The sequence below is a fragment of the Cupriavidus sp. F041 genome (assembly GCF_057814235.1).
This window is the reverse complement of record NZ_JBVASY010000002.1, coordinates 4,525,031-4,549,157: the sequence shown is the minus strand read 5'-3', so window position 1 is coordinate 4,549,157 and position 24,127 is coordinate 4,525,031. Positions and strand designations below refer to the sequence as shown.

The window sequence follows — 24,127 nt, the reverse complement described above, 5'->3', positions numbered from 1 at the left end:
CGGCCCGGCGCCGGGCCGGGGCTCACACCGCCAACACTTCCGCCATGCGCAGTACCACGCGGGGACCGTGCCGGATCAGGTCATGCGCGCGCTCGCCGATCATGATGGCCGGCGCATTGGTGTTGCCGCCGATCAGCGTCGGCATGATCGACGCGTCCACCACCCGCAGCCCTTCCACGCCCCGCACGCGCAGTTGCGGGTCGACCACCGCGTTCTCATCCATACCCATGCGGCAGGTGCCGACGGGATGGTAGATGGTGTCGGCATGCGCGCGGATCATCTCGCGGATCGCGCTGTCGTCGCTGCCATCCGCACGCAGGTGCGCCGAATACAGCTCCTTGCCGCCGAACGCCGCCAGTTGCGGCTGGGCAAGGATGCGGCGCACGATGCGCACGCCCGTCACCAGGCCGTCGAGATCACTCGGGTCGGACAGGAAACGCGGATCAATCAGCGGTGCCTCGCGGATATCGGGCGAGGCCAGCCGCACCTCTCCCCGGCTTTTCGGGCGCAGCACGCAGACGTGGCAGGAATAGCCGTGGCCGAAGCGCAGGCGGCGCATATGGTCGTCCGCCATGCCGACCACGAAATGTAGCTGCAGGTCCGGTTCTTCCAGTCCGGGATCGCTCTTGAGAAAAGCGCCCGCCTCGGCGAAGTTGGAAGTCATCATGCCGGTGCGTTCGCGCCGGTATCGCAGGATCTCCGCCAGCATGCGGAAGGCGCCGCCCACCGACACGCCGAACAACTCCGACGCCGCCACGCGCTTGTGCACGATGACGTCGAGATGATCCTGCAGGTTGGTGCCCACGCCTGGAAGGTCATGCACCACGGGTATGCCCAGCTCGCGCAAATGCGCCGCCGGGCCCACGCCGGACACCATCAGCAGTTGCGGCGAACCGAACGCCCCTGCCGACACGATCACCTCGCGGCGCGCCCGCAGCACGGTCTCGCGGCCATCCAGCCGCACTACGACGCCCACCGCGTGGCGGCCTTCAAACTCGATGCGCAGCACTTGCGCGCCCGTCAGCACATGCAGGTTGGCGCGGCCGCCATTGCTGGCGCGGTCGGCGGCATCGCCGCGATGCAGGTAGGCCCGCGCCGCGTTCCAGCGCTCGCCGCCGTGCTGTGTCACCTGGTACCAGCCCGCGCCTTCCTGGTCCACGCCGTTGAAATCGTCGTTGCGGCGGTAGCCGGCCTGCTGGGCCGCCTCGATGAAACGCTGGCCAAACGGATTGGGCGAGCGCAGGTCCGACACATGGAGCGGACCGTTGCCGCCGTGCAAGGGATCGTCGTCGCGCCCGGCCACGCGCTCGTTGCATTCCGCGCGGCGGAAATAGGGCAGCACGTCGTCCCAGGCCCAGCCATCGCACCCGGCCATGGCCCAGCCATCGTAGTCGGACGGCGTGCCCCGCGTGTAGATCATGGCGTTGAGCGAGGAACTGCCGCCAAGGCCACGCCCGCGCGGCTGGTAGCCGCGGCGCCCGTCCAGCCCCGGCTGCGGCACGGTGTGGTAGCCATAGTTGCGGCTGCAGGCACGCGGCAGCAAAGCCGCGCAGCCTGCCGGCGTCGACACCAGCACATGGTGATCGTGGCCTCCGGTCTCGAGCAGCGCCACGCTGTCGCTGCCGCTGTCGGCCAGGCGCCCGGCCAGGGCACACCCCGCCGAACCGCCGCCAACGACAAGATAGTCAAAGGTGGTTTCCATCCGTCTCCCCGCCTGGTCGGAGGTCTGTCTGCCGGGGTTGCGCCGGACGCTGGGGCAGGCCGGGCATGCCGGGCAACCCGGTCTGGCGGGCACGCCGAGAGCATGCCGCGAAATCAGTGTAGGGCTTTGCCGGGGCGCTGGAAAGGGTAAAGGAAGGGCGATGAATACGGCTGTTTGAAGCACGAGGCTAGTGGCCGGCCTCCATTGTCAGTGGCAGCCGCATGACATATGGTGCGGGAATTGAAACGCCGCGCGCGCCACGGGCAGCGCACGGCCCCGGGAGAACGAGAGATGAGAGAAGTGCCCGAGATGTCATCCGTATTCGACGCCATGCGCGCCGCCTCGCGGCGGGACCAGTCGCCTGCCTGGGCCGTGCGCGCCGACCGTCTGCGGCGGCTGCGCAAGCTGGTGACCGAACACCGGGACGAGATCTCGCAGGCCATCAGCGCCGACTTTGGCAATCGCGCGCACCAGGAAACCGCGCTGCTCGAAGTCTTTCCCAGCGTGGCCGGAATCGACGATGCGCTGCGTCATGGCAAACGCTGGATGCGGGTGCGGCGGGCGCGCACCGGGTTGTGGTTCAAACCCGCCACGTCGCGGCTGATGCCGCAGCCGCTGGGCGTGATCGGCATCGTGGTGCCGTGGAACTATCCGCTCTACCTGACGGTGGGCCCGCTGGCGGGCGCGCTGGCCGCGGGCAACCGCGCCATGGTCAAGCTCTCCGAGTACACCCCGCGCTTCGCCGCGCTGTTCGCGCGCCTGGCGCAACAACACTTCGCTGCCGATGAGGTCGCGGTGATCCATGGCGACGCGGAGGTGGCGAGTGCCTTCTCCGCCCAGCCCTTCGACCACCTGCTGTTCACTGGCTCGACCCAGGTCGGCCACCATGTCATGCGCGCGGCGGCGGCCAACCTCACGCCGGTGACGCTCGAGCTGGGCGGCAAGTCGCCGGCCATCGTCGGCCCGGGAGCCAGCCTGGAGCGCGCGGTCGAGCGCATCCTGGTGGGCAAGCTGCTTAACGCGGGCCAGACCTGCATCGCGCCGGACTATGTGCTGCTGCCGGAAGCGATGCGCGAGCCGTTCGTCGCGGCGGCACGCGCCTGCGCCGCCCGCCTCTACCCGGACCTGGCCGGCAACCCCGACTACACCACCATCATCAGCCCGCGGCACTTCGCCCGGCTGGACGGGCTGGTCAGCGACGCCGAACGCGCGGGCGCGCGCGTGGTGCCGCTGTCCCAGGCACCATCGGACCCGGCACGGCGCCGGCTGGCGCCGGTACTGTTGCTTGACGTGCCCGCCGACGCCACCGTGATGCAAGAAGAGATCTTCGGCCCGGTATTGCCGCTGGTGGCCTACCGCACGCTGGACGAGGCCATTGATTACATCAATGCACGGCCGCGCCCGCTGGCGCTCTACCTCTTCGAGAAAGACCCCGGCGCGATCAACCGGGTAATGGCGCAGACCGTGGCGGGCGGCGTCAGCATCAACGAAACGCTGCTGCATATCGCCCAGGAAGACCTGCCCTTCGGCGGCGTGGGGCCCAGCGGCATGGGCGCGTACCACGGCGAAGCGGGTTTCGAGACCTTCTCCAAGCTCAAGCCGATCTTCCGCCAGTCCCGGCTCAATGGCACCGGCCTGCTCAAGCCGCCCTATGGCAAGCGGTTTGAAACGATGATCCGGCTGCTGCTGCGCTGAGGGGAAGACACACCACTGGATGTGTGGCCCGCGAGCGGGCCACACCAACCCGCGATGCGAAGCGAGCCGTCAAGGTTTACCTAGCCCGTATGGGGCGCCTCGTCGTCAGGCAAAAAGAGCGGAAAAGAGGGGGCCATGTCTGAGTATCGCCTTAAGGCGATGCGAGTTTGGCCCCCGGCCGCTCTTTTTGCCTGACGACGAGGAGGGGGTCGCCCCATCCGGGTCGCCTTCTTTGCCTACTTTCTTGGCGAGACAAGAAAGTAGGTCGCCCCCCGCAGGGGGGTGAAACCGCCTTTGACTTTGACTTTGAAGATGGGCCTCAACCCACCACCATCGGCCGCCCCAACATCCGCGACAACACCGCCTCAGGCGAATGCGTATGGTCCCCGATCGCCCTCGGCGACAAATAATAAGTCTGCTCCATCATGGCCCGCCCCCGTATAGCCGCGTGCAGCACCTGATCGCTGAACACAATCCAGGTCGACCCCGGCGGGAAATGGAATTCCTGCTGCGGCACGTTCGCCTGGTACTCCAGATCGGCCTTGGCAAGATCATGCAACTGCAGCATGCGATGGTCATACTCCGAACGCCGGCGCTTGGTGATATGCAGCATCTCCATCACCTTCGCCTGCCCCGGCCACATCCCCTTGGTCCTCGGCACAAAGCGCTTCGCGAAGTCGCCAAAGGGTTCGCCCACCCGCCACACGCGCGGCGCCTGCGGGTCGATATTGTGGAACACGCGCAGCAGCCGCTGACCCAGCAGCGGATTGGACGGGAAGGAGTCCACATGCAGCCGGGTGTCGTCCTTGCGCCAGCTCACCGGCCGCCCGGCGATTTCGCTCGGGCGCAACGAGGTGCCGGCGCGCACCATGTGCGGGCCATATTCCGGGAACAGGTTCAGCACCAGCTTCTCGCTGTATTCGGCATAGCGCCGAATCAGGCGGTACAGGTCCTTCAGGTCCTGCTCGCCACCAGTCGCGCCGCGCACAGCCTGGTCGCTGGCGCGCAGGTTGATGTTCTTGGATTTGCCGTCCGACCAGCGGCTATCGAGAAAGCGTTCCTCGCCCGGCTCGAACTGAAAGCGCAACTGGGGGAAGAACAGCACCGCGCCCTGCTCCAGTTCGCGGCGCAGTTCGGCTTTGGTGCCGGCATCGACCTGCGGTGCCCACTCGGTATAGGGCTGAGGCCGGATCAGGTTGAACGCAGGCACGCCTGCCCCTGGCGCGGTGGCCGGGCTGGGCGCGGAAGGCGTAAGGGTCGAATCAAGTGACATGGGGCATCCTCGGTATGCGGGCTCCGGCGGGCTTCAGTTTGCACATGCGCGCGCAGCGCCAGGATAACAAAGCGCCACTCGCCGCACCGCTTTGCCATCCTGCGATTCTACCCTCGCGGCCGTGCCCCGCCATGCCCCGCATCGGCCCGGTTGATCCAGGACAAGGCTGGCCCAAGCCGCGCGCGGCACCTGCCAGACGAAAAAAACGCCGCCCGAGGGCGGCGTTCCGGTGCGGCGGGTGCGGCGCTTACAGGCCGGCGGCGGCGCGCAATACAGCGACCTTGTCGGTCGCTTCCCACGAGAATTCCGGCTCTTCACGGCCGAAGTGGCCGTAGGCAGCGGTCTTTTCATAGATCGGGCGCAGCAGGTCGAGCATCTGCACGATCCCCTTCGGACGCAGGTCGAAATGCTCCTGCACCAGCGCGGCGATCGCATCGTCGGAGATCTTGCCGGTGCCTTCGGTGTACACCGTCACGTTGATCGGGCGGGCCACACCGATGGCGTAGCTGACCTGCACCTGGCACTGGCGCGCCAGGCCGGCGGCGACCACGTTCTTGGCGACATAGCGCGCGGCATAGGCAGCCGAGCGGTCGACCTTGGACGGATCCTTGCCCGAGAAGGCGCCACCGCCGTGCGGCGAAGCGCCGCCGTAGGTGTCGACGATGATCTTGCGGCCGGTCAGGCCGCAATCGCCTTGCGGGCCGCCGATGACGAAGCGGCCGGTCGGGTTGACCAGGTACTTGGTGTCCTTCAGCATCTCGGCCGGCAGCACCGGCTTGATGATTTCCTCGATCACGGCTTCGCGGATCTGCGCCTGGCTGATATCCGGCGCGTGCTGGGTCGACAGCACCACGGTATCCACGCTGTGCGGACGGCCGTCGACATAGCGCACGGTCACCTGCGACTTGGCGTCCGGACGCAGCCAGGGCAGGCGTCCGTCGCGGCGCAATTGCGACTGGCGCTCGACCAGGCGGTGCGAATAATAGATCGGGAAGGGCATCAGCTCCGGCGTTTCGTCGCAGGCGTAGCCGAACATCAGGCCCTGGTCGCCGGCGCCCTGGTTCAGGTAGTCGTCGGAGGCGCGGTCCACGCCCTGGGCGATGTCGGGCGATTGCTTGTCATAAGCAACCAGCACGGCGCAGCCCTTGTAGTCGATGCCGTATTCGGTGTTGTCGTAGCCGATGCGCTTGATGGTGTCGCGCGCGACTTGGATGTAATCGACGTTGGCGGTCGTGGTGATTTCCCCGGCGAGGACTACCAGCCCGGTGTTGCACAGCGTTTCGGCTGCCACGCGCGCGTACTTGTCCTGGGCCAGGATGGCATCGAGGACTGCGTCGGAAATCTGGTCAGCGACCTTGTCGGGATGGCCTTCGGAGACAGACTCCGAAGTGAACAGGAAGTCGTTTGCCACGAACTTTTTCTCCAGGTTTGGCTATTGCGCGCCAACCTTTCAGCCCGGGCGGCGACGCTTTAGCGGTATTTTCAAGCCGTTCCGGTAGAACGGTATCGCCCCGCAAGTTGTCAGTTAACTCGGCGATACGCGCTATTATACGCGCCTGCAAGCGGTGCTGCAGCGTGTCGTTATCTTGGACTTGCTTGCATACCAGGCGCTGTCGCCGGATGGCGCCATCCAGTTAGCAGCATACCGCTGGCTTGGCACCTGCCCACAGGCCGTGCACGCCGCAAGGCGGGCCCCGTTACAGCATTGGATGCTTGTTGATAGCCCCACTAACGGCACCGCCCGGCAAAACATTAATTACCCACCCGGCCCACCGGGCCGCTATCGCAACCCGATGACCTTCCTGTTCTGGCTGATTTCCCGCTTGCCGCTCTGGTGGCTGCACGCCATTGGCGGCGTGCTCGGACTATTGGCGGCACGCCTGCCAGGACGCTATGGCAGGCGGCTGGCCGAAAATCTGCGCCAAGCTTACCCCGACGCCAGCAAGGCGATGCTGGCCGAAGCGGCCCGCTCGACCGGGCGCATGATCCTGGAAATGCCCTATTTCTGGAGCCGGCGCAATCCCGAGGCGCGCATGTACGGCTTTGCCGACCGGCTCTGGCCGGAACTCGACCGGCTGATGGCGCAGGGGTGCGGGCTGATCATCCTGGTGCCTCACCTGGGCTGCTTCGAAGTGCTTCCACAGGCATTTGCACTACGGCATCCGGTCACGGCGCTGTACAAGCCCCCACACCAGGCCTGGCTGCGCGACTGGATCGTCAAGATGCGCACGCGGCCCAACCTGGCCATGGCGCCCGCGCAGCCGCGTGGGGTGCGTATGCTGGTGAAGGCACTCAAGCGCGGCGAGGCCATCGGCATCCTGCCGGATCAGGTTCCGACCGGCGGCGAAGGCGCCTGGGCACCGTTTTTCGGCAAGCCCGCCTACACCATGACGCTGGTGCAGCGCCTGCAGCAACTCACCGGCGCACCGATCGCGGTGGTGTTCGCCGAGCGCCTGCCGCGCGGCGTCGGCTATCTCGGCCATATGCGGGTCATCGACCATCCGCTGCCCGCCGACCCGGCCGAAGCTGTCGCCGTCATCAACGAAACCGTCGAAAAGCTGGTGAAGGCATGCCCGACCCAGTACCTGTGGGGCTACAACCGCTACAAGCATCCGAGCGGCGCGGAGTTGCCGCCAGCGGAACCGCCCCGAGCGCCGCCGAGCGACGCCTCGCGCAATCCGCTGGAAGTGCCGCCCACAGCATCCGTATCCCTCTCTGACGACCAAAAATGAGCCGCATTTTCACCTGGCTTGGCATCGGCCTGCTGACCGTGCTGGGCAAGCTTCCCTATCCACTTGTTGCACGCTTCGGCGAAGGACTGGGCAGCCTGCTCTACCTGATCCCCAGCAGCCGCCGTCGCGTGGTGCAATCCAACCTGCGCCTGTGCTTCCCCGAGCGGAGCGACGCCGAGATCGAATCGCTCTCGCGCCAGACCTTCCGCAATGTCTTCCGCAGCTTTGCCGAGCGCGGCATCTTCTGGACCGGCAGCGAGAAGCAGATGCGCCGCTGGGTCCAGATCGACGACCAGGCCGATCTCGTGGCGCTGGACGGTACGCCCCACATCCTCGTCACGCTGCATCTCTCAGGCGTGGAGGCCGGCGCGATCCGGCTCACCATCCATCTGCGCGAACACGTTAGGCGCTCCGGCGCATCGCTCTACACCAGGCAGAAGAACGAACTGTTCGACGGTTTCCTCAAGCATGCGCGCGGCCGTTTCGGCGCCAAGATGATTGCCCGCAACGACAGTGCGCGCGACATCATCCGCTGCCTGCGCAAAGGCGAAGCCCTGCAACTGATCGCCGACATGGACTTCGGCGAGCGCGACTCGGAATACGTGCCGTTCTTCGGCGTGGAAGCCCTCACGCTGACTTCGGTATCGCGCCTGGCGCGGCTGACCGGCGCCAAGGTCGTGCCGATCTATACCGAGATGCTGCCCGACTACAAGGGCTATGTGCTGCGCATCCTGCCAGCGTGGGAGAACTATCCCGGCGACAGCGTGACCGAGGACACCCGGCGCATGAACGCCTTCTTCGAAGATTGCATCCGCCCGCGCGTGACCGAGTATTACTGGGTGCACAAGCGCTTCAAGCACCGCCCGGACGGCGAGCGCGAAAACTACTGACCAGGCAGGCACGGCGCGGGCACCACCTGTCAGATATGCCGCCCGAGCCACCTTCGATAAGCCATCGGCAAGCGCCGGACAGCCCGACTACAATCGCACTATGAAACTCCAGTTCACCAAGATGCACGGTGCCGGCAACGACTTCGTCGTGCTCGACGGCATCCACCAGACCCTGAACCTGACGCCCGGGCAATGGCGAGCGTTGGCCAGCCGCCATTTCGGCGTAGGCGCCGACCAGATCTTGGTGGTCGAAAAGCCCACCCGCGACGACGTCGACTTTCGTTACCGCATCTTCAACGCCGACGGCGGCGAGGTGGAGCATTGCGGCAATGGCGCACGCTGCTTCGTGCGCTTCGTCACGGACCAGGGCCTGACCGACAAGCGCTCGGTACGCGTGCAAGTGATGAATGGCGTCATCACCCTGACCCTGCAAGACGACGGCCAGGTCACGGTCGACATGGGCGCGCCGGAACTCGAGCCGGCCCGCGTCCCCTTCCGCCCCGACGGCCTGCCGATCAGGGCCGAAGGCCGCGATGCGCTCTACGGGCTGGAAGTGAACGGCCGCACGGAATGGGTTTCCGCGGTTTCGATGGGCAATCCGCATGCGGTGCAAGTGGTGGACGACACCGAGGCGTTTCCCGTGCTGCAGGACGGTCCCATCATCGAGCATCACGCGAGCTTCCCCAACCGCGTCAACGCGGGCTTCATGCAGGTGCTGGAGCGCCATGCCATTCGCCTTCGCGTGTTCGAGCGCGGGGCCGGCGAGACGCTGGCCTGCGGCACCGGCGCGTGCGCGGCGGTCGTCGCCGGCATCCGCCGTGGCCTGCTGGACTCGCCGGTGCTGGTGCATACGCATGGCGGCGACCTCACCATCGCCTGGGACGGCGAAGGCGAGTCGGTGCGAATGACCGGCCCGGCCACCACGGTATTCGAAGGCAGCATTGACCTGGACCGGCTGCCGGCCTGACCATAGGGGCTTGCGGCCTGCCACGGCCGCGCCCACCATGGAGTGCCAATGTCGCTCGCCGATTTCCGCATCACCTCGGGCAAGAACTTTCGCCTTGCCGACTTCAACAGCAGCGCCAAGCCGTTCTCCAGCGGCGACAAAACCACCGACCAGACCCGCCTGACCGAGCTGAGCACCCAGCTCGACGCGGTGCAAGACATCTTCTACGCCGAACACAAGCGCAAGCTGCTGGTGGTGCTGCAAGGCATGGATACCAGCGGCAAGGACGGCACCGTGCGTGGCGTGTTCCGCAGCTTCGACCCGCTGGGCATTCGCGTGGTCGCCTTCAAGGCCCCTACCGCCGAAGAACTCGCGCACGACTACCTGTGGCGCATCCACGCCCAGGTGCCGCGCGCCGGCGAGATCGTAGTGTTCAACCGCAGCCACTACGAAGACGTGCTGATCACGCGCGTACGCGAATGGATCGACGAAGACGAATGCGAGCGCCGCTACAAGCAGCTACGCGCATTCGAGACGATGCTGCTGGAAACCGGCACCACCATCGTCAAGTGCTTCCTGCATATTTCCAAGGACGAGCAAAAATCCCGGCTGGAAGCGCGGCTGGCGGATCCGCAAAAGCACTGGAAGTTCGACCCCAAGGACCTGGAAGAGCGGCAGTACTGGAAGAGCTATGCGACCGCCTATGAGGCCGCCATTGCCGCCACAAGCACGCCGGAAGCGCCGTGGTATATCGTGCCTGCCGACTCCAAGACGCACCGAAACCTGATGGTGGCGGAGATCCTGATGGAGGTGTTCGCCGGGTTGAAGCCGGAGTATCCGCCGGGCAAGCCCGAGTTGGCGAAATTGAAGGTGGTGTAGGGTTGGCGGGGGGCTCTTTGACTGCAACCGCAACCGCGGCCGAGCTTAAGCCGTCCCCTCCGCTCAATCATGAATGCCCGTTCCCCCGATGAATATCATGCGTGATAAACGGCTTCTCATGCGTGGGCATAGCCAGCCATTCCGGATGCTTCAACGTCTCCCGAATATCATCCAGCCCGCTGGTCCAGTGCTCATTCATCGTCAGTAATCCAAACTGGTAATCCTTGGCATTCCCCTCGAATGTCTTATCGCGATAAATGAGCTGGATCACATTGCGCCTCGCGTTGCACGCGTACCCCGCCGCTTTCTGATACCAGTCGTTGTCGCGCTGGCCCTGCGGCACCAGCGCCATCACTTCGCTGAGCATGCGGCGGTAGTTCTGCTGCTCGGCCATGTAGTCGGTGATGGTGCGCGTGCGGCTGGAATACTGGATGTCCTTCTGGCGCTCGGCCACGTCCAGCAGGTTGTGCGGCAACTTGCCGCGCGCGCTCCACAGGTCCACCTGGAAGATCAGCGCATCGCGCCGCGGCTGGGCGGTCAGCACCTCGGACAGCGGCGTGTTGGACACCAGGCCGCCATCCCAGTAGAACTCCCCATCGATCTCAACGGCCGGGAAGCCGGGCGGCAAGGCACCCGAGGCCATGAAATGCTCGGCACGCAGCTTGCGGCGGGTGTTGTCGAAATAGGAAAAGTTCCCCGTATGCACATTGACCGCGCCTACCGACACCCGCATCTCGTGATGCTGCTCGTTGATGCGGTCGAAATCGGCGAAACGCTCCAGCGTGCTCTTGAGCGGCGAGGTGTCGTAGTAGCTGGAGGCGCCCGGCCCGGCCTGGCGTTCGAGCAGCCTGGGCCAGAGGCGTGGCTGGAAGAAGCCACGCTGTCCCTCGAAAACCGCGCGCGTGGCTTCGATGCCGTCGAACCAGATGCGCAGCGGATCGGGCCAGTGCACGGCGCTCTCGGCAGCGACCTCATACGGTAGCAGGCTGGGCAGCCAGGGCTGCCGGCAGATGTACTCCCAGAAGGCGCGCAATTGCTCGACCCTGCGCTCGGGCGCATTGCCCGCAAGCACCGCGGCATTCAGCGCGCCGATCGAGATGCCTGCCACCCAGTTCGGCTGGATGCCGGCTTCCGCCAGGCCCTGATACACACCCGCCTGATAGGAACCGAGCGCGCCGCCGCCTTGCAGCACCAGCGCCCTGACGGCGTATTCGTGGTGAACCGGCCGCCTGCTGCCTGCGCCTTGCGGCTCAGGGTCCGGCGGCGCGCAGCCGCCGGGCGGCAGGAGGTTTGGCTCCGGCGGGTCCAGCGCTTCGCTCTTGCGCGCCTCGCGCTTGATCGCCGGCGCTGCGGGGTCCGCCACAACGGCCGCCGCTGCGCTCTTCACGGCCGCTTTCGGCGCGCTCGCTCTTGGTACTGCCTGATCCTGCTTTTGCCGACGTCCGCCTGCCACGACCCCTCCTTGATTACTTTGCTTAACAACGTTGCCTTCAGCCATGCAGGCCGGGCGGCAGTGCCGTGGCGCAACGGCGCCCGGCCATCCCACCGCACGGCCGTTGCCTTGCCGCTTACTGCATGTACCAGCCGTGGCTCACGATAAACGACTGCCCCGTCAGGGCCGCCGACGGAAACGCACACAGGAACAGCGCGGTCTGCGCCACGTCGTCCACGGTGGTGAAGACGCCGTCCACCGTGCCACCCAGCATGACGCGGCGGATGACGTCTTCCTCGCTGATGCCGAGCTCCTTGGCCTGTTCGGGAATCTGCTTGTCCACCAGCGGCGTACGCACGAAACCCGGGCAGATCACGTGCGAGCGCACGTTGTACTCCGCGCCCTCCTTCGCGAGCACACGCGCCAGGCCCAGCAGCGCGTGCTTGGCGGCCACGTAGGCCGATTTCAGCGGCGAGGCCTCGTGCGAATGCACCGACCCCATATAGATCACGGTGCCGCCGCGCTTGTCCTGGTACATGTGCTTGAGCGCGGCCTTGGTGGTGAGAAAGGCGCCGTCGAGATGGATGGCCTGCATCTTCTTCCAGTCGGAGAAGGCGTAGTTCTGGATCGGGTTGACGATCTGGATGCCGGCGTTGGAAACGAGGATGTCGATGCCGCCAAACGCTTTGGCGACCGCGTCGGTTGCATTGTTGACGGCGTCTTCGCTGGTCACGTCCATGGCCACGGCGATAGCGCGCCCGCCTGCCGCCTCGATATCGGCAGCGGCCTTCTGCGCCGCCTCGAGGTTCAGGTCGGCGATGGCCACCGCTGCGCCTTCCTTGGCCAGCAAATCAGCGATAGCCTTGCCAATGCCGCTGGCGGCGCCGGTAACGATGGCGGATTTTCCCTGGAGCTTCATGACGTACCTCCCTTGCGGATGATGCGGGTGGATCGGGCTCACCGGATTGACCGCATGGGTCGTGCCGATGGAGACCGATGTGGATGCAGGCCGTTCAGGCCAGATAGTCGAACACCACCTCGCCCAGCCCGAGGGTGAGGTCGGCAACGTAATGCTTTGCGCCAAGGACTTCCAGCACCGGCAGGCCGGCCACCGGCGCCAGCGCATGAGGGAACAGCGACAGTGCCGCAGGCCCGGTCCAGGCGCCTTTCATTGCCACGTCCTTGAGGAAGTAGCAGACCAGTTCGCAAATGCGCGGGGTGCCATCCACGTGGGGAATGACCTTGAGCAGATAGTTGGGCGTGGTGGAAAGCGCCACCCCCAACGCGGCCGCATCGAGCTCGCGATGCTTGTAGCCCATGGTGCCGGTGGCCACGCGCACCGGACCATAATCAAGCGTGCCGACCAGGGTATCCGTTTGGACGGCCAGCTGCGGGGAGGCGAGCTTCTTCGGGAAGCCCCATAGCTCGCGCCCGCCCGCCAGTGGCGGAAGGTCGTCGAGGTACATGGCGTGGGTGTAGTTGCCGGGCTTGCCCTGGTAGGTGACGGGAATCACCTGGCCCGATTCGGTGTAGTCGCCGAAGCCGGTGGAGTCCGGCATGCGGATGAACTCGTAATTGACCACCGCATCGGCGATCTCCAGGGGTTCCGGCACCACGGCGCGCAGGAGCCCGGGATCGGTGCGGTAGGAGATGATGAAGAATTCCCGATGGATGAAGCGGTATGGCCCCATCGGATAGGCCGGACTGGTGAGCGGCATGGCGAATGCCTGCTCGCGGATCGTCTTGATGTCCATCGCCAGCTAACCTCCTGAGAGACGCTGCGTCGCCTTGCCGGGCGGCAAGGCGAATTGCTGGCGGCCGGGCTGGCCAGCTAGCTAGATCAGTCAGACCGGCGTCTTTCCTGCGCGGTTCCCGTCATCTGCTGCAGTGCGACAAACCTTTGCACGCAACAGGCAACAGGTTCCAGACTATACGCCGTAACGCTGCCGATAGGCAGCCACTGCCTCGCGCGAGCCGCCCAGCGCGGGATCCTGCGAAGCATCCAGGTAGGCCAGCAGGTCGGTCAGGCTGGCGATCGAGATCACCGGCACGCCATATTCGCGCTGCACATCCTGCACCGCGGAATGCGTCCCCACCTGGTCCGCGGTGCCGCTCTTTTCCATGCGGTCCAGTGCGATCAGCACGGCGGCGGGCTCCGCACCCGCGGCGCGGATCATCGCCATCGATTCGCGCACCGAGGTGCCGGCCGAGATCACATCGTCGATGATCACGACCTTGCCCTGCAGCTTGGCACCCACCAGGGTGCCGCCCTCGCCGTGGTCCTTGGCTTCCTTGCGGTTGTAGGCGAAGCCGACATCACGTCCGAGACCGGACAGCGCAACCGCCGTGGCGGACGCCAGCGTGATGCCCTTGTAGGCTGGCCCGAACAGCACGTCGAACTCCAAACCGGAGGCCAGCAGGGTTTTCGCATAGAATTGCGCCACCTGGCCCAGCATCGCGCCCTGGTTGAACAGGCCCGCGTTGAAGAAATACGGCGACTTGCGGCCCGCTTTGGTCACGAATTCGCCGAAGGACAGCACGCCGGCGTCCAGCGCGAAGCGGATGAAGGTCTGGCTCAGGTCGCCAGCGCCGGGCTGCGGCGTCGTCTGCTGCGTCATCTTTTCTCTCTGATTTCAAAAATTTCCCGAGATGTTACGGATTATCAGCGCCAACCTCAACGGCATCCGCTCCGCGGCCAAGAAAGGCTTTTTCGAATGGATGGGCAAGCAGGACGTCGACATGGTCTGCGTCCAGGAGCTCAAGGCGCAGGCTGCCGACATGACGGAAGCGTTCCTGGCGCCACATGGCTACCACGGCTACTTCCATTATGCGGAGAAAAAAGGCTATAGCGGGGTCGGCCTCTACACGCGGCACAAGCCGGAGCGCGTGATCACCGGCTTCGGCGTCCCCGAGTTCGATGACGAAGGCCGTTATGTCGAGGTGCAGTATCCGCACCTCGCCGTGATCTCGGTCTACGTGCCCTCGGGCTCCAGCGGAGAAGAACGCCAGCAGGCGAAATTCCGCTTCATGGAAGCCTTCCTGCCCCACCTGCTGCAACTCAAGGCCAGCGGCCGCGAGATCGTGCTGTGCGGCGACGTCAACATCGCGCACAAGGAAATCGACATCAAGAACTGGAAGGGCAACCTGAAGAACTCGGGTTTCCTGCCGGAAGAGCGCAGCTGGATCGGCGAGCTGTTCGATGTGCACGGCTATGTGGACGTGTTCCGCAAGCTGGATACGCGCCCCGAGCAATACACATGGTGGAGCAACCGGGGCCAGGCCTACGCGAAGAACGTCGGCTGGCGCATCGATTACCACCTGGCCACGGCGAAGATCGCGGAAACGGCGCACGCCACCTCGATCTACAAGGACGAGAAGTTCAGCGATCACGCGCCGCTGTCGATCGACTACGACTTCCCGCTGTAAGCTGGCGCGCCGGCTACGCCGAGCGCACCTCATCAAGCAGCTCCGGGTGCCGCTCCAGCACCTTGAGCAGCTTGACCAGCGCCAGCGGCGGCTTGGTCTTGCCGGTTTCGTAGCGCGAGAAGGCATTGACGCCGCCGCCGAAGATCTCGGCGGCCTCGCGCTGGTCCAGGCTCAGCTTCTTGCGCACGGCAACGATGAAGGCCGGATCGACGATCGCGGCATTGACCTGCTTGTTGAAAGCCAGCATGCAGGCGGACACGCGATCCGATTCGTCGGGGTCCAGCACGGCCTCACCACATGCCGGGCAAAACTGTCCGCGCACCGCCGGAATCTCGCTGGATTCGCCACGGTAGACGTAAGGCAGGTCGCGCACGCTGTCAACGAGCTCGGCGCCGCCGCAATTCGGGCATTTCATTTTTCACCGCTCCTTGAATGAGACGATCAACAGGTCGTCAATAACAATCAGCTTCAGATAGACGCCGCCGTACGGCGTAACTGGCCGGTACACGTCCTGCCAGATGGTGTGATCGGCATGCGTCGTCATGCTTTTGTAGAAATCGTGCGGGACCAGACCCGCCACGATAGCCAGCATGGCTGCCGGGTCCAACCCCAGCGCGCTGGCGCCGGCCACGGCGGAGACCGTCATGCGCACCCGGCCAGCCTCTATCAATTGCCGGACCCGGTGCAATTTGCAATGAGGTGTACTCTTCTCCATGTAAATTTAACCTACTTGGTTATACAGCACAAGGGGATTTGCGTTGCACTGCGGCACGCACCCTGCGACGTCCCCCTAACCTAGTTACAATGCTGGTTCCCATCCGATTCCGGCATGGGACCTTTCGTATTTCCGAGTGAGTCCGCCATGGTTTTCAAAGTGTTCGTAGATGGTCAGGAAGGCACCACCGGTCTCCGGTTGCTCGACTATCTCTCCGGCCGTTCCGACGTGGAGCTGCTGCGTATCGCCGATGACAAGCGCAAGGATCCGGCCGAACGAGCACGCTTTCTGAATGCCGCCGACGTCGCTTTCCTGTGCCTGCCCGATGTCGCCTCGCGCGAAGCCGTGGCGCTGGTTACCAACCCCAATACCTGCGTGATCGACGCCAGCACGGCGTTCCGCACCACCGACAGCTGGGCCTACGGTCTGCCCGAACTCACGCGCGGCCAGCGCGAGAAGATCCGCACCAGCAAGCGCATCGCGGTGCCAGGCTGCCACGCCAGCGCCTTTCTGATGGCGGTGCGTCCGCTGGTGGAAGCCGGCGTGATGCAGGCCGACTACCCGGTCTCGGCGTTCTCGCTGACCGGCTACAGCGGCGGCGGCAAGCAGATGATTGCCGAATTCGAAGCCGGCGGTAACCCGAAGCTGAACAGCCCGCGTCCGTATTCGCTTGGCCTCACGCACAAGCACCTGCCCGAGATGCGCGTGCAAGCCGGCCTGGCGCAAGCGCCGATCTTCAACCCCATCGTCGGCAACTTCCTCAAGGGCCTGGCCGTGACGGTACCGGTGTTCCCGGATCGCCTGGCGCGCAAGGTCACGCCCGAGCAGATCGCGGATATCTACCGCAAGCACTACGAAGGCGAACAGTTCGTGCGCGTGATGCCCGTAGGCGACGAAGCCAACCTCGACGGCGGCTTCTTTGACGTGCAGGGCAGCAACGACACCAACCGCGTCGACCTGTTCGTGTTCGGCTCGGCCGAGCGCATCGTGCTGATGGCGCGCCTGGACAACCTGGGCAAGGGCGCTGCCGGCGCCGCGGTGCAATGCATGAACGTGCATGTAGGCGCGGATGAAGCGACCGGCCTGAGCGCCTGAAGCAAGCCAACGCCCGCGGGAACAAAAAGAGCCACCATGTGTGGCTCTTTTTTTGTCTGGGGCCGAAGCGCCCGGACCAGCCCGCTCGGCGTCCTCGTTCAGGATGCGGCCCGGTACCGCCGGCGCCTTTACTTCTTCAGCGGCTTTTGCCGGTCGTCGTCGCCGCTGTCCATCGGCGCGCCGCCCAGGTTGGCCATATTGGCGCGGTAAGGCGGCAGCTTGCCGACGCTGGAGTCGATCGCGCGGGCATAAAGCGGCAACACCTCGGGCAGGTGTTTCTCGAGTTCGGCGATGCGGGTGCGGCCCGAGGGATGGGTGGAAAGAAACTCCGAACCTGACTGCGCCGTGGATTGGGACACCGTGCCCATTTTCTGCCACAGCGATACGGCGGCGCGCGGGTCGTAGCCGGCGCGTGCGGCGATGTCCATGCCGACCAGGTCGGCCTCGGTCTCGTCCGAGCGCGAGAACCGCAGCGTGAGCAACTGCGCCCCGGTGCCCAGCGCCATATTGCCCAGGTTGCCGAAGCCGAACAGCTGAGAAATCACGTTGGCGCCCAGGTTGGTGATCTCGGACTTGGCGGCTCGCTCGCGCGCATGCTCCTGCAGCGCGTGGGCGATCTCGTGGCCCATCACCATGGCGACTTCGTCGTCGGTCAGCTTGAGCTGGTCGAGCAGGCCGGTGTAGAAGGCGATCTTGCCGCCCGGCATGCAGAAGGCATTGACCTGCTTGGCATTGATCAGGTTGACCTCCCACTTCCATTGCTTCGCGCGCTCGTTCCAGCGCATGGTCTGCGGCAGGATGCGCCTGGCGATGGCGCGCAGGCGCTGCAACTGCGGATTGTTGTCGCCGAGCAGCGTCTTCTTGGCCTGCGCTTCCCCCTTGATCTGCTCGTACTCCTGCGAGGCCTGCTGCTCGATGACCTCCACCGGTACGATCTGGCGGATGGACGCCCCACCGCGTTGCACGCGGATGCCCTCGTCCGCGTCCTGTGGCTGCGCCTGGCCCTGGGCCTGTGCCACTCCCATGCCAAGCGTGGCACTGGCAGCCAGCGCCAGCGCGGCCAGTTGCCGCGGCAACGCAATCCCGGCCCGCCGGTGGCGGTTCTGACAACGCTGGCGATCGGACATGGCGATTCCTCGGATGCGGTTTTCGGCAAGCAGGGCGCTGAAGGATTGGCGCGGCCAGGGCACCGCACGGACCCGGCACATCCCGCTCACCAGGCCAGTGCTGACGGTAATGCAATAATACACGGCGCCTTGCCCCGCCTGATTGCCATCCTGATTCATGACCTTCCAAGACTATCTCGACATTTTCCGCAATCGCCGCATTGGCGCCATGCTCACGCTGGGCTTCGCTTCCGGGCTGCCGCTGGCGCTCACGTCCGGCACCTTGCAGGCCTGGATGACGGTGGAAGGCCTGGACCTCAAGACCATCGGCTTCTTCTCGCTGGTGGGCCAGGCCTATATCTTCAAGTTCCTGTGGGCGCCGCTGATGGACCGCTACACGCCGCCGCTGCTGGGCCGGCGCCGCGGCTGGCTGCTGGTGACCCAGCTCGGCCTGGTGCTGGGCATCGCGGGCATGGCCTTCTGTCCGCCGCACGAGGCGCTGTGGACGCTGGCGGCGCTGGCCACGCTGGTAGCCTTCCTGTCGGCGTCCCAGGACATCGTGTTCGACGCCTACAGCACCGACGTGCTGCGCGCGCCCGAGCGTGGCGTGGGCGCGGCGGTCAAGGTGCTGGGCTATCGGCTGGCAATGCTGGTGTCGGGCGGGCTGGCGCTGTGGCTGGCCGACCGCGTGATGGGCTGGCAGCAGATGTACATCCTGATGGCGGGCCTGATGGGCATCGGCATCTTCAGCCTGTTGTGGGCGCCCGAGGCGGAATCCCCGGCGCGCACGCCGCGCTCCATGGAGGAAGCGATTCTGGGCCCGCTGCGCGACTTCTTCTCGCGCCCCGGCGCCTGGTGGCTGCTGCTGCTGATCGTGCTCTACAAGCTGGGCGATGCGTTTGCCGGCAGCCTCTCCACCACCTTCCTGATCCGCGGCGTGGGTTTTTCGGCCGGCGAAGTCGGCCTGGTCAACAAGACGCTGGGGCTGGCCGCCACCATCGTGGGCGCGCTGTTCGGCGGCACGCTGATGGTGCGCCTGGGGTTGTATCGCTCGCTGATGCTGTTCGGCATCCTGCAGGCGGTATCCAACCTGGGCTACTGGATCCTGGCGGTGACGCCGCAGCACCTGTGGACCATGGGCGCCACCATCGCGGTGGAGAACCTTTGCGGCGGCATGGGCACGGCGGCCTTCGTGGCGCTGCTGATGACGCTGTGCAACCGCTCGTTCTCGGCCACCCAGTACGCGCTGCTGTCGGCGCTGGCCTCGGTCGGGCGCGTCTATGTGGGCCCCAGCTCGGGCTATCTGGTGGAGGCCTTCGGCTGGCCGGCGTTCTACCTCAGCACCGTGGTGGCGGCGCTGCCCGGCGTGGCGCTGCTATGGGGGATGCGCCACACCGTGCACCGCTACGAGGCGCAGGCCCGCGCCGCGGCCTGAGACCAGGTAGCGCGCGCTTACTCTTACTGCTTGTAGTAGACGATCTGGTGTGAGGTCGCGAGCAGCTCGCCCTGCGGGCTCCAGATCTGCGCGCTCTGGTCGAAGAAGCCCTGGCGGAACACCTGGGCCTGGGCGCTGCCCAGCACATGGCTGTCGCCCAGCGCGGCCAGCGTGGGCGCGTCCGCATGGAAATACGTGGTCAGCGACACCGTGCCGGCCGGTACGAAGCCGGCGCGCTTGAGGAAGATGCGCGGGTAGAAGGTATCGCACCATGCCGCCATCGCGGCAAAGTCCGGCGTACGCGCCGGCGCATCGCGCAGCCAGAACTGCGTCAGGCTGTCCGGATGCTCGGTGCCCGGTTCCGTGCTTGGCTTGGCGCCGCGCACCGGCCGCAATTCATAGGCATCCAGCCAGCGCACCTTCGCGAACCCCGACATCGGCGCCACGGTTTCCGCCGGCGGTACTTGCGGGAACGCCGCCTCGCCGCAGTTCCAGGTCTCGCGGCGCACCGCGAAGAAGGCGGTGGCCGTGGTTGCCACCTCGTCCCCCTGGCGCAGTTCGATGGACCAGTGCTGGGTGTTGCGGTTCGTGCGCACGGGGCGCGCCTCGATCACGAACGGCCCTTCGACGATCGGCCCGGCGAAGTTGACGGTCAGCGCGGACGGGTCGCCCAGCCGGGCGGGATGCTGCAGCACGGCCTGCAACAGGGTGGCCGCCGTGATGCCGCCGAAGGGACCGATCATGTTCCAGTAGGCGGCCGTGGTGCGTCCGTGGAACAGATTGCCGCCCGCCGGCTCCAGCGCGATCGCGTGGTCGAAGGAATGGACGGTCTGGCTGGCTGGCGTGGCTGACATGTTGGGGACCAAAAAAGTACGATCGTTCGATAATACTGCAAACGATGGACGGGCGCTGGCGCCGCCGTCGAACTTCTCCTCCAGTCCGGCGCGGCTTCAGCCCTGCGTCCGTGCGTGCCGGAACGGATTCCAGCCCAGCTGGTTGCCGATCACTGCCAGCAGGATCAGCGCCATGCCGGCCACTTGCAGCGGCGTGAGCACGACCCCGAATACCAGCACGTCGATCACGATGGCCACCAGCGGGTACACGAAGGACAGCGTGGCGATCGACAGCACGTTAAGGCGCTGGAAGGCGCCGTACAGCAACGTGTACATCACGCCGGTATGTACCAGGCCCAGCGCCAGCAACGCCCCCCAGGTGCGCCCGCCAAACGTCTCCACCGCCGGGTGCGCCAGCGGGAACAGCAGGACCACCCCCATCACCATTTGCAAACCCGCGATCTGCCCTGCCGGAATGCCCTTGAGGCGGCGCGTGGCCATGGTGGTGACGGCGTACAGCAAGGCTGCCAGCATCGCCAGCGCCACCCCGTACAGCATGCCGCCGCTGGCGCCGCCGTGCTCCAGCCCGGTGATCAGCACCACCCCGCCAAAGGCCAGCACCAGCCAGGCAAGCCGCCCCGGGGCGATGGCCTCGCGCTGGAACGCCGCCGCCAGCAGCAGCAGGAAGAATGGCTGGGTGTGATAGACAACCGTGGACACCGATATGCCGCTATACGAATAGGCGGAAAACAGGGCCAGCCAGTTGAGGATCAGCGTGACACCGCCGAGCGCCAGCCAGCCCCAGTCCCGGCTGCGCATGGGCTGCCAGCCGCGGCGCAGGGCCAGCGTGCCCAGCAGGGCGGCGCCGCCGAAGATGCAGCGGAAAAACACAACGTCCAGCGGCGACTGTCCGCTGGTCACGACGAACCAGCCGATGGTGCCCGACAGGGTCATGGCGGCCACCATGCGCCACGCGCCGCCGCGCCGGACCGGTTCCGTGGCCGGAGGCGCCGATGCGCCGGCCGGCGAAGCGGCGGCGGCGCCGGATTGATCGATGTTCATGGAAGTCTCCCGCGTACTTCGTGCTAATGGCCGCTATTGTTCCACCATGCAGGCAGGTCAACAATCCGCCCGATAAGCAATTACCATTTGACCTGTAGTCACAAATCCAGGAGGCAGGCCATGCCCATCGCACAGCTGAACGCCATGGCGGTATTCGCCAGGGTGGTGGAATGCGGCAGCTTCTCCGCCGCCGCCCGCGAGCTAGGCATGACGCCTTCGGCCGTCAGCCGCCATGTGACACGGCTGGAGGCGGCCATCGGCGGCAGCCTGTTGCAGCGGACCACGCGCGCCTTTGCCCTGACCGAACTGGGACAGGCGGTGCACGCCGCCTGCGCGCGCATGGTAGCGGCCGCGCAGGAGGTGAACACGCTGGCCGGCGACCACGCCGGCACGCCGCACGGCCTGCTGCGGATCAGCGCACCGGTGGTGTTCGGGCAGGCCTGGCTGGCGCCGCGGCTGCCGGCCCTGCTGGACCGCTATCCCGGGCTGGACCTGCAACTGACGCTGGCCGACCGCATGGTGGACCTGGTGGAAGAAGGTGTCGACGTGGCCATCCGCATTGCGCGCGAGCTGGCACCGGGGCTGGCGGCGCGGCCGATCCGCGCGGTGCGCTACCGGCTGGTGGCGGCCCCGGACTGGCTGGCCCGGCATGGCACGCCCACCGAGCCGGCGGCGCTGCCTGGACATCGCTGCCTCTACCTGGGCTATGGCGCCTTCGGCGAACGCTGGAGCCTGCGGCACAAGGAGGACGGACAGACAGTGACGCTGCGCGTCCCCCCGCGGGTCACGCTCAACAACAGCGCGGCCATTGTCGCCATGGCACAGGCCGGCGGCGGCATCGGGCTGGTGCCCGACTTCTCCCCCGTGGCCGCGCTGGCGTCAGGCAGCCTGGTGCCGGTGCTGGACGACTGGGAAATACTGGAGCCTTACGTGGGCACCGCCTTTGCGGTCTATACGCCGACGCGCCACCTCGCCCCCAAGGTCCGCGCCTTCATCGATCACCTTGTGATGCAGGCCGCCCTGGAGCAGGGCGCGGCGAGCGCCTAGACGAAGCTTCGCCGCGCCCTGCCCGCTCGCGTTCAGGTGGAACAGACGCGGTACACCGCCAGGCTGCCGCGCCAGTTCGGGCCCCAGTTGACGGTCACACCCTCGTGCATCACCACGCGATCGAGGATGCGCAGCCCCACCTTGGACGCCAGCGACTCAAAGTCGCTGATGGTCAGGACCCGCACGTTGGGCGTGTTGTACCACTGGTAAGGCAGCGCCTCCGACACCGGCATGCGCCCGCGGAACACCGACAACCGGTGCGGCCAGTAGCCGAAGTTGGGGAAGGACACGATGCATTCGCGCCCGACCCGCAGCGTCTCGCGCAAGACCTGCGCGGTGTTGTGGATGGTCTGCAGCGTCTGCGACAGGATCACCGTATCGAAGCTCTTGTCCTCGAACAGCGCCAGGCCGCCTTCCAGGTTCTGCTGGATCACGTGCACGCCCTTCTGCACGCACGCCAGCACGCCTTCGTCCTGGATCTCGATGCCGTAGGCCTGCACGTCGAGCTCGTCCTGCAGCACGCGCAGCAGACTGCCGTCGCCGCAGCCCAGGTCGAGCACGGTGGAGTTGGGTTCGATCCAGCGCGCGATGGCGCGGAAGTCTGGGCGCAGCGCCAGGATATTGGGGTTGGCCGCGGCATTCATGCGCCTATCTCCTCGGCGATGCGTTCGTAGTAGGCGCGCATCAGGTTGTGATAGCGCGGGTCGTCGAGCAGGAAGGCGTCGTGGCCGTGCGGTGCGTCGATCTCCGCGTAGCTGACCGGACGTTTGTTGTCGAGCAAGGCCTTGACCAGCTCGCGGCTGCGATTCGGCGCGAAGCGCCAGTCGGTGCTGAAGCTGGCCACCAGGAAGCTGGCCTGCGTGTGCGCCACCGCGCGCGTGAGATCGCCGCCGAAGGCCAGCGCCGGATCGAAGTAATCGAGCGCGCGCGTGATCAGCAGGTAGGTGTTGGCATCGAAGTACTCGGCGAACTTGTCGCCCTGGTAGCGCAGGTAGCTCTCCACCTGGAACTCGACATCGAAGGAGAAGCGGATATCGTCGGTCTTCAGCTCGCGCCCGAATTTCTCCGCCATGTCCTCGTCGGACAAATACGTGATATGGCCGATCATGCGTGCCACGCGCAGGCCGCGTTTTGGCTTGACGCCGTGCGCGTAGTAATTGCCGCCGTGGAAGTCGGGGTCCGACAGGATGGCGCTGCGCGCCACCTCGTTGAAGGCGATGTTCTGCGCCGACAGCTTCGGCGTGGAAGCCACCACGATGCAATGGCGCAGCCGCTCCGGATACATCAGGCTCCAGGCCACCGCCTGCATGCCGCCGAGGCTGCCACCCATCACCGCGGCAAACTGGCCGATGCCGAACCTGTCCGCCACGCGCGCCTGGGCGTTGACCCAGTCTTCCACCGTGACCACCGGAAAGGTGGCGCCGTAGGGCTGGCCGGTGGCGGGATTGGGGCTCATCGGCCCGGTCGAGCCGAAGCATGAGCCGAGGTTGTTGACGCCGATGACGAAGAAGCGGTTGGTGTCGAGCGGCTTGCCGGGTCCGACCATGTTGTCCCACCAGCCCACGTCGCGCAGGTCGTGCGCGTACACGCCGGCCACGTGGTGCGAGGCATTGAGCGCATGGCACACCAGCACGGCGTTGGAGCGCGCGGCGTTGAGCGTGCCGTAGGTCTCGACCATCAGGTCGTAGTCGGCGATCGAGGTGCCGTTGCGCAGCTTCAACGGCTCGGGAAAATGCATGCACTGCGGCTCGACAATGCCGACCGAGTCGGACGGCAGGGCCAGCGCGGCAAGAGGCGGAGCTACGTCTGTCATGGAATAGGCCCGTTGGCAAACGGGCGTAAAAAAACCCGACCGGCAT

Annotated in this window: 23 protein-coding genes; 9 read left to right on the top strand and 14 right to left on the bottom strand. The window is 66.0% G+C overall.

Going from position 1 to position 24,127, the window contains the following annotated elements; translation table 11 throughout:
* Positions 1-22: 22 nt before the first annotated feature.
* Complete coding sequence (locus ACZY0R_RS38290; protein WP_488865893.1) at positions 23-1,702, bottom strand: GMC family oxidoreductase; 1,680 nt, start codon at positions 1,700-1,702, stop codon at positions 23-25.
* Between the two features lie 291 nt (positions 1,703-1,993).
* Here ACZY0R_RS38290 and ACZY0R_RS38285 point away from each other — a divergent pair, with 291 nt between their 5' ends.
* Entirely contained in the window at positions 1,994-3,397 is a 1,404-nt protein-coding gene (locus ACZY0R_RS38285; RefSeq protein WP_488865891.1) for a coniferyl aldehyde dehydrogenase, read from the top strand.
* A gap of 319 nt (positions 3,398-3,716) precedes the next feature.
* On the opposite strand, the gene kdoO is transcribed toward ACZY0R_RS38285, so the two are convergent.
* Together kdoO and metK are read right to left on the bottom strand one after the other, a co-directional pair.
* Entirely contained in the window at positions 3,717-4,670 is a 954-nt protein-coding gene (kdoO, locus tag ACZY0R_RS38280) for a Kdo hydroxylase KdoO (RefSeq protein WP_488865889.1), read from the bottom strand.
* A gap of 247 nt (positions 4,671-4,917) precedes the next feature.
* Complete coding sequence (gene metK / locus ACZY0R_RS38275) at positions 4,918-6,081, bottom strand: methionine adenosyltransferase (RefSeq protein WP_045236178.1); 1,164 nt, start codon at positions 6,079-6,081, stop codon at positions 4,918-4,920.
* 382 nt (positions 6,082-6,463) lie between these two features.
* Here metK and ACZY0R_RS38270 point away from each other — a divergent pair, with 382 nt between their 5' ends.
* From ACZY0R_RS38270 to ACZY0R_RS38255, 4 genes are all read left to right on the top strand, one after another.
* The gene (locus ACZY0R_RS38270) at positions 6,464-7,402 is read left to right on the top strand and encodes a lysophospholipid acyltransferase family protein (protein ID WP_488866416.1); all 939 of its coding nucleotides are present in this window, start codon (positions 6,464-6,466) and stop codon (positions 7,400-7,402) included.
* On the top strand, positions 7,399-8,292 hold the full coding sequence (locus ACZY0R_RS38265; protein ID WP_488865887.1) for a lipid A biosynthesis lauroyl acyltransferase: 894 nt from the start codon (positions 7,399-7,401) through the stop codon (positions 8,290-8,292). The genes ACZY0R_RS38270 and ACZY0R_RS38265 overlap by 4 nt, the downstream gene beginning before the upstream one ends.
* A gap of 100 nt (positions 8,293-8,392) precedes the next feature.
* Positions 8,393-9,259, top strand: coding sequence for a diaminopimelate epimerase (dapF, locus tag ACZY0R_RS38260; protein WP_045236181.1), 867 nt, complete (start codon positions 8,393-8,395; stop codon positions 9,257-9,259).
* 48 nt (positions 9,260-9,307) lie between these two features.
* Entirely contained in the window at positions 9,308-10,117 is an 810-nt protein-coding gene (locus ACZY0R_RS38255) for a polyphosphate kinase 2 family protein (protein ID WP_488865885.1), read from the top strand.
* Between the two features lie 67 nt (positions 10,118-10,184).
* Here ACZY0R_RS38255 and ACZY0R_RS38250 read toward each other — a convergent pair whose 3' ends face one another.
* The 4 genes from ACZY0R_RS38250 to pyrE form a co-directional block, all read right to left on the bottom strand.
* Positions 10,185-11,504, bottom strand: a complete 1,320-nt coding sequence (locus ACZY0R_RS38250; protein WP_488865883.1) for a DUF3734 domain-containing protein — start codon at positions 11,502-11,504, stop codon at positions 10,185-10,187.
* A 181-nt stretch (positions 11,505-11,685) separates the two neighbouring features.
* Positions 11,686-12,468 carry a 3-hydroxybutyrate dehydrogenase gene (locus ACZY0R_RS38245; RefSeq protein ID WP_488865881.1) on the bottom strand — a complete coding sequence of 261 codons (783 nt, stop codon included), beginning with the start codon at positions 12,466-12,468 and terminating at the stop codon, positions 11,686-11,688.
* A 94-nt stretch (positions 12,469-12,562) separates the two neighbouring features.
* Positions 12,563-13,303 carry an acetoacetate decarboxylase gene (locus ACZY0R_RS38240; protein ID WP_488865879.1) on the bottom strand — a complete coding sequence of 247 codons (741 nt, stop codon included), beginning with the start codon at positions 13,301-13,303 and terminating at the stop codon, positions 12,563-12,565.
* A gap of 174 nt (positions 13,304-13,477) precedes the next feature.
* Positions 13,478-14,167: an orotate phosphoribosyltransferase gene (gene pyrE, locus ACZY0R_RS38235; RefSeq protein WP_488865877.1), complete on the bottom strand. Its 690-nt coding sequence runs from the start codon at positions 14,165-14,167 to the stop codon at positions 13,478-13,480.
* Positions 14,168-14,198: 31 nt separating this feature from the next.
* Here pyrE and ACZY0R_RS38230 point away from each other — a divergent pair, with 31 nt between their 5' ends.
* Positions 14,199-14,975 carry an exodeoxyribonuclease III gene (locus ACZY0R_RS38230; protein ID WP_488865875.1) on the top strand — a complete coding sequence of 259 codons (777 nt, stop codon included), beginning with the start codon at positions 14,199-14,201 and terminating at the stop codon, positions 14,973-14,975.
* Between the two features lie 13 nt (positions 14,976-14,988).
* On the opposite strand, the gene ACZY0R_RS38225 is transcribed toward ACZY0R_RS38230, so the two are convergent.
* Both ACZY0R_RS38225 and ACZY0R_RS38220 read right to left on the bottom strand, forming a co-directional pair.
* Positions 14,989-15,390 carry a type II TA system antitoxin MqsA family protein gene (locus tag ACZY0R_RS38225; protein ID WP_488865873.1) on the bottom strand — a complete coding sequence of 134 codons (402 nt, stop codon included), beginning with the start codon at positions 15,388-15,390 and terminating at the stop codon, positions 14,989-14,991.
* Positions 15,391-15,393: 3 nt separating this feature from the next.
* A complete protein-coding gene (locus tag ACZY0R_RS38220) occupies positions 15,394-15,690 on the bottom strand; it encodes a type II toxin-antitoxin system MqsR family toxin (protein WP_488865871.1) in 297 nt (98 codons plus the stop codon).
* 147 nt (positions 15,691-15,837) lie between these two features.
* Here ACZY0R_RS38220 and argC point away from each other — a divergent pair, with 147 nt between their 5' ends.
* Positions 15,838-16,785: an N-acetyl-gamma-glutamyl-phosphate reductase gene (argC, locus tag ACZY0R_RS38215; RefSeq protein WP_488865869.1), complete on the top strand. Its 948-nt coding sequence runs from the start codon at positions 15,838-15,840 to the stop codon at positions 16,783-16,785.
* A 128-nt stretch (positions 16,786-16,913) separates the two neighbouring features.
* On the opposite strand, the gene ACZY0R_RS38210 is transcribed toward argC, so the two are convergent.
* Positions 16,914-17,810, bottom strand: a complete 897-nt coding sequence (locus ACZY0R_RS38210; protein WP_488866414.1) for a M48 family metallopeptidase — start codon at positions 17,808-17,810, stop codon at positions 16,914-16,916.
* A 259-nt stretch (positions 17,811-18,069) separates the two neighbouring features.
* Between ACZY0R_RS38210 and ACZY0R_RS38205 the strand changes: the two genes are divergently transcribed.
* Positions 18,070-19,326: a muropeptide transporter gene (locus ACZY0R_RS38205; protein ID WP_488865867.1), complete on the top strand. Its 1,257-nt coding sequence runs from the start codon at positions 18,070-18,072 to the stop codon at positions 19,324-19,326.
* A 23-nt stretch (positions 19,327-19,349) separates the two neighbouring features.
* Here ACZY0R_RS38205 and ACZY0R_RS38200 read toward each other — a convergent pair whose 3' ends face one another.
* On the bottom strand, positions 19,350-20,180 hold the full coding sequence (locus ACZY0R_RS38200; protein WP_488865865.1) for an acyl-CoA thioesterase: 831 nt from the start codon (positions 20,178-20,180) through the stop codon (positions 19,350-19,352).
* A 96-nt stretch (positions 20,181-20,276) separates the two neighbouring features.
* Positions 20,277-21,221 carry a DMT family transporter gene (locus tag ACZY0R_RS38195; RefSeq protein ID WP_488865863.1) on the bottom strand — a complete coding sequence of 315 codons (945 nt, stop codon included), beginning with the start codon at positions 21,219-21,221 and terminating at the stop codon, positions 20,277-20,279.
* 120 nt (positions 21,222-21,341) lie between these two features.
* Between ACZY0R_RS38195 and ACZY0R_RS38190 the strand changes: the two genes are divergently transcribed.
* Positions 21,342-22,268 carry a LysR family transcriptional regulator gene (locus ACZY0R_RS38190; RefSeq protein WP_488865861.1) on the top strand — a complete coding sequence of 309 codons (927 nt, stop codon included), beginning with the start codon at positions 21,342-21,344 and terminating at the stop codon, positions 22,266-22,268.
* Positions 22,269-22,300: 32 nt separating this feature from the next.
* On the opposite strand, the gene metW is transcribed toward ACZY0R_RS38190, so the two are convergent.
* Both metW and metX read right to left on the bottom strand, forming a co-directional pair.
* Complete coding sequence (gene metW, locus ACZY0R_RS38185; protein ID WP_045236195.1) at positions 22,301-22,912, bottom strand: methionine biosynthesis protein MetW; 612 nt, start codon at positions 22,910-22,912, stop codon at positions 22,301-22,303.
* Entirely contained in the window at positions 22,909-24,081 is a 1,173-nt protein-coding gene (gene metX / locus ACZY0R_RS38180) for a homoserine O-succinyltransferase MetX (RefSeq protein WP_488865859.1), read from the bottom strand. Before metX ends, metW begins: the two co-directional genes overlap by 4 nt.
* Positions 24,082-24,127: the final 46 nt, after the last annotated feature.

Bases quoted from the DNA above. Each gene is read 5' to 3' on its own strand.
- metW (WP_045236195.1), bottom strand. From the start codon at position 22,912: ATGAATGCCGCGGCCAACCCCAATATCCTGGCGCTGCGCCCAGACTTC.
- pyrE (WP_488865877.1), bottom strand. From the start codon at position 14,167: ATGACGCAGCAGACGACGCCGCAGCCCGGCGCTGGCGACCTGAGCCAG.
- ACZY0R_RS38270 (WP_488866416.1), top strand. From the start codon at position 6,464: ATGACCTTCCTGTTCTGGCTGATTTCCCGCTTGCCGCTCTGGTGGCTG.
- ACZY0R_RS38200 (WP_488865865.1), bottom strand. From the start codon at position 20,180: ATGTCAGCCACGCCAGCCAGCCAGACCGTCCATTCCTTCGACCACGCG.
- ACZY0R_RS38255 (WP_488865885.1), top strand. From the start codon at position 9,308: ATGTCGCTCGCCGATTTCCGCATCACCTCGGGCAAGAACTTTCGCCTT.
- ACZY0R_RS38220 (WP_488865871.1), bottom strand. From the start codon at position 15,690: ATGGAGAAGAGTACACCTCATTGCAAATTGCACCGGGTCCGGCAATTG.
- ACZY0R_RS38210 (WP_488866414.1), bottom strand. From the start codon at position 17,810: ATGGGAGTGGCACAGGCCCAGGGCCAGGCGCAGCCACAGGACGCGGAC.
- kdoO (WP_488865889.1), bottom strand. From the start codon at position 4,670: ATGTCACTTGATTCGACCCTTACGCCTTCCGCGCCCAGCCCGGCCACC.
- ACZY0R_RS38245 (WP_488865881.1), bottom strand. From the start codon at position 12,468: ATGAAGCTCCAGGGAAAATCCGCCATCGTTACCGGCGCCGCCAGCGGC.
- argC (WP_488865869.1), top strand. From the start codon at position 15,838: ATGGTTTTCAAAGTGTTCGTAGATGGTCAGGAAGGCACCACCGGTCTC.
- dapF (WP_045236181.1), top strand. From the start codon at position 8,393: ATGAAACTCCAGTTCACCAAGATGCACGGTGCCGGCAACGACTTCGTC.
- metX (WP_488865859.1), bottom strand. From the start codon at position 24,081: ATGACAGACGTAGCTCCGCCTCTTGCCGCGCTGGCCCTGCCGTCCGAC.
- ACZY0R_RS38205 (WP_488865867.1), top strand. From the start codon at position 18,070: ATGACCTTCCAAGACTATCTCGACATTTTCCGCAATCGCCGCATTGGC.
- ACZY0R_RS38265 (WP_488865887.1), top strand. From the start codon at position 7,399: ATGAGCCGCATTTTCACCTGGCTTGGCATCGGCCTGCTGACCGTGCTG.
- ACZY0R_RS38225 (WP_488865873.1), bottom strand. From the start codon at position 15,390: ATGAAATGCCCGAATTGCGGCGGCGCCGAGCTCGTTGACAGCGTGCGC.
- ACZY0R_RS38290 (WP_488865893.1), bottom strand. From the start codon at position 1,702: ATGGAAACCACCTTTGACTATCTTGTCGTTGGCGGCGGTTCGGCGGGG.
- ACZY0R_RS38190 (WP_488865861.1), top strand. From the start codon at position 21,342: ATGCCCATCGCACAGCTGAACGCCATGGCGGTATTCGCCAGGGTGGTG.
- ACZY0R_RS38195 (WP_488865863.1), bottom strand. From the start codon at position 21,221: ATGAACATCGATCAATCCGGCGCCGCCGCCGCTTCGCCGGCCGGCGCA.
- ACZY0R_RS38285 (WP_488865891.1), top strand. From the start codon at position 1,994: ATGAGAGAAGTGCCCGAGATGTCATCCGTATTCGACGCCATGCGCGCC.
- ACZY0R_RS38240 (WP_488865879.1), bottom strand. From the start codon at position 13,303: ATGGACATCAAGACGATCCGCGAGCAGGCATTCGCCATGCCGCTCACC.
- ACZY0R_RS38230 (WP_488865875.1), top strand. From the start codon at position 14,199: ATGTTACGGATTATCAGCGCCAACCTCAACGGCATCCGCTCCGCGGCC.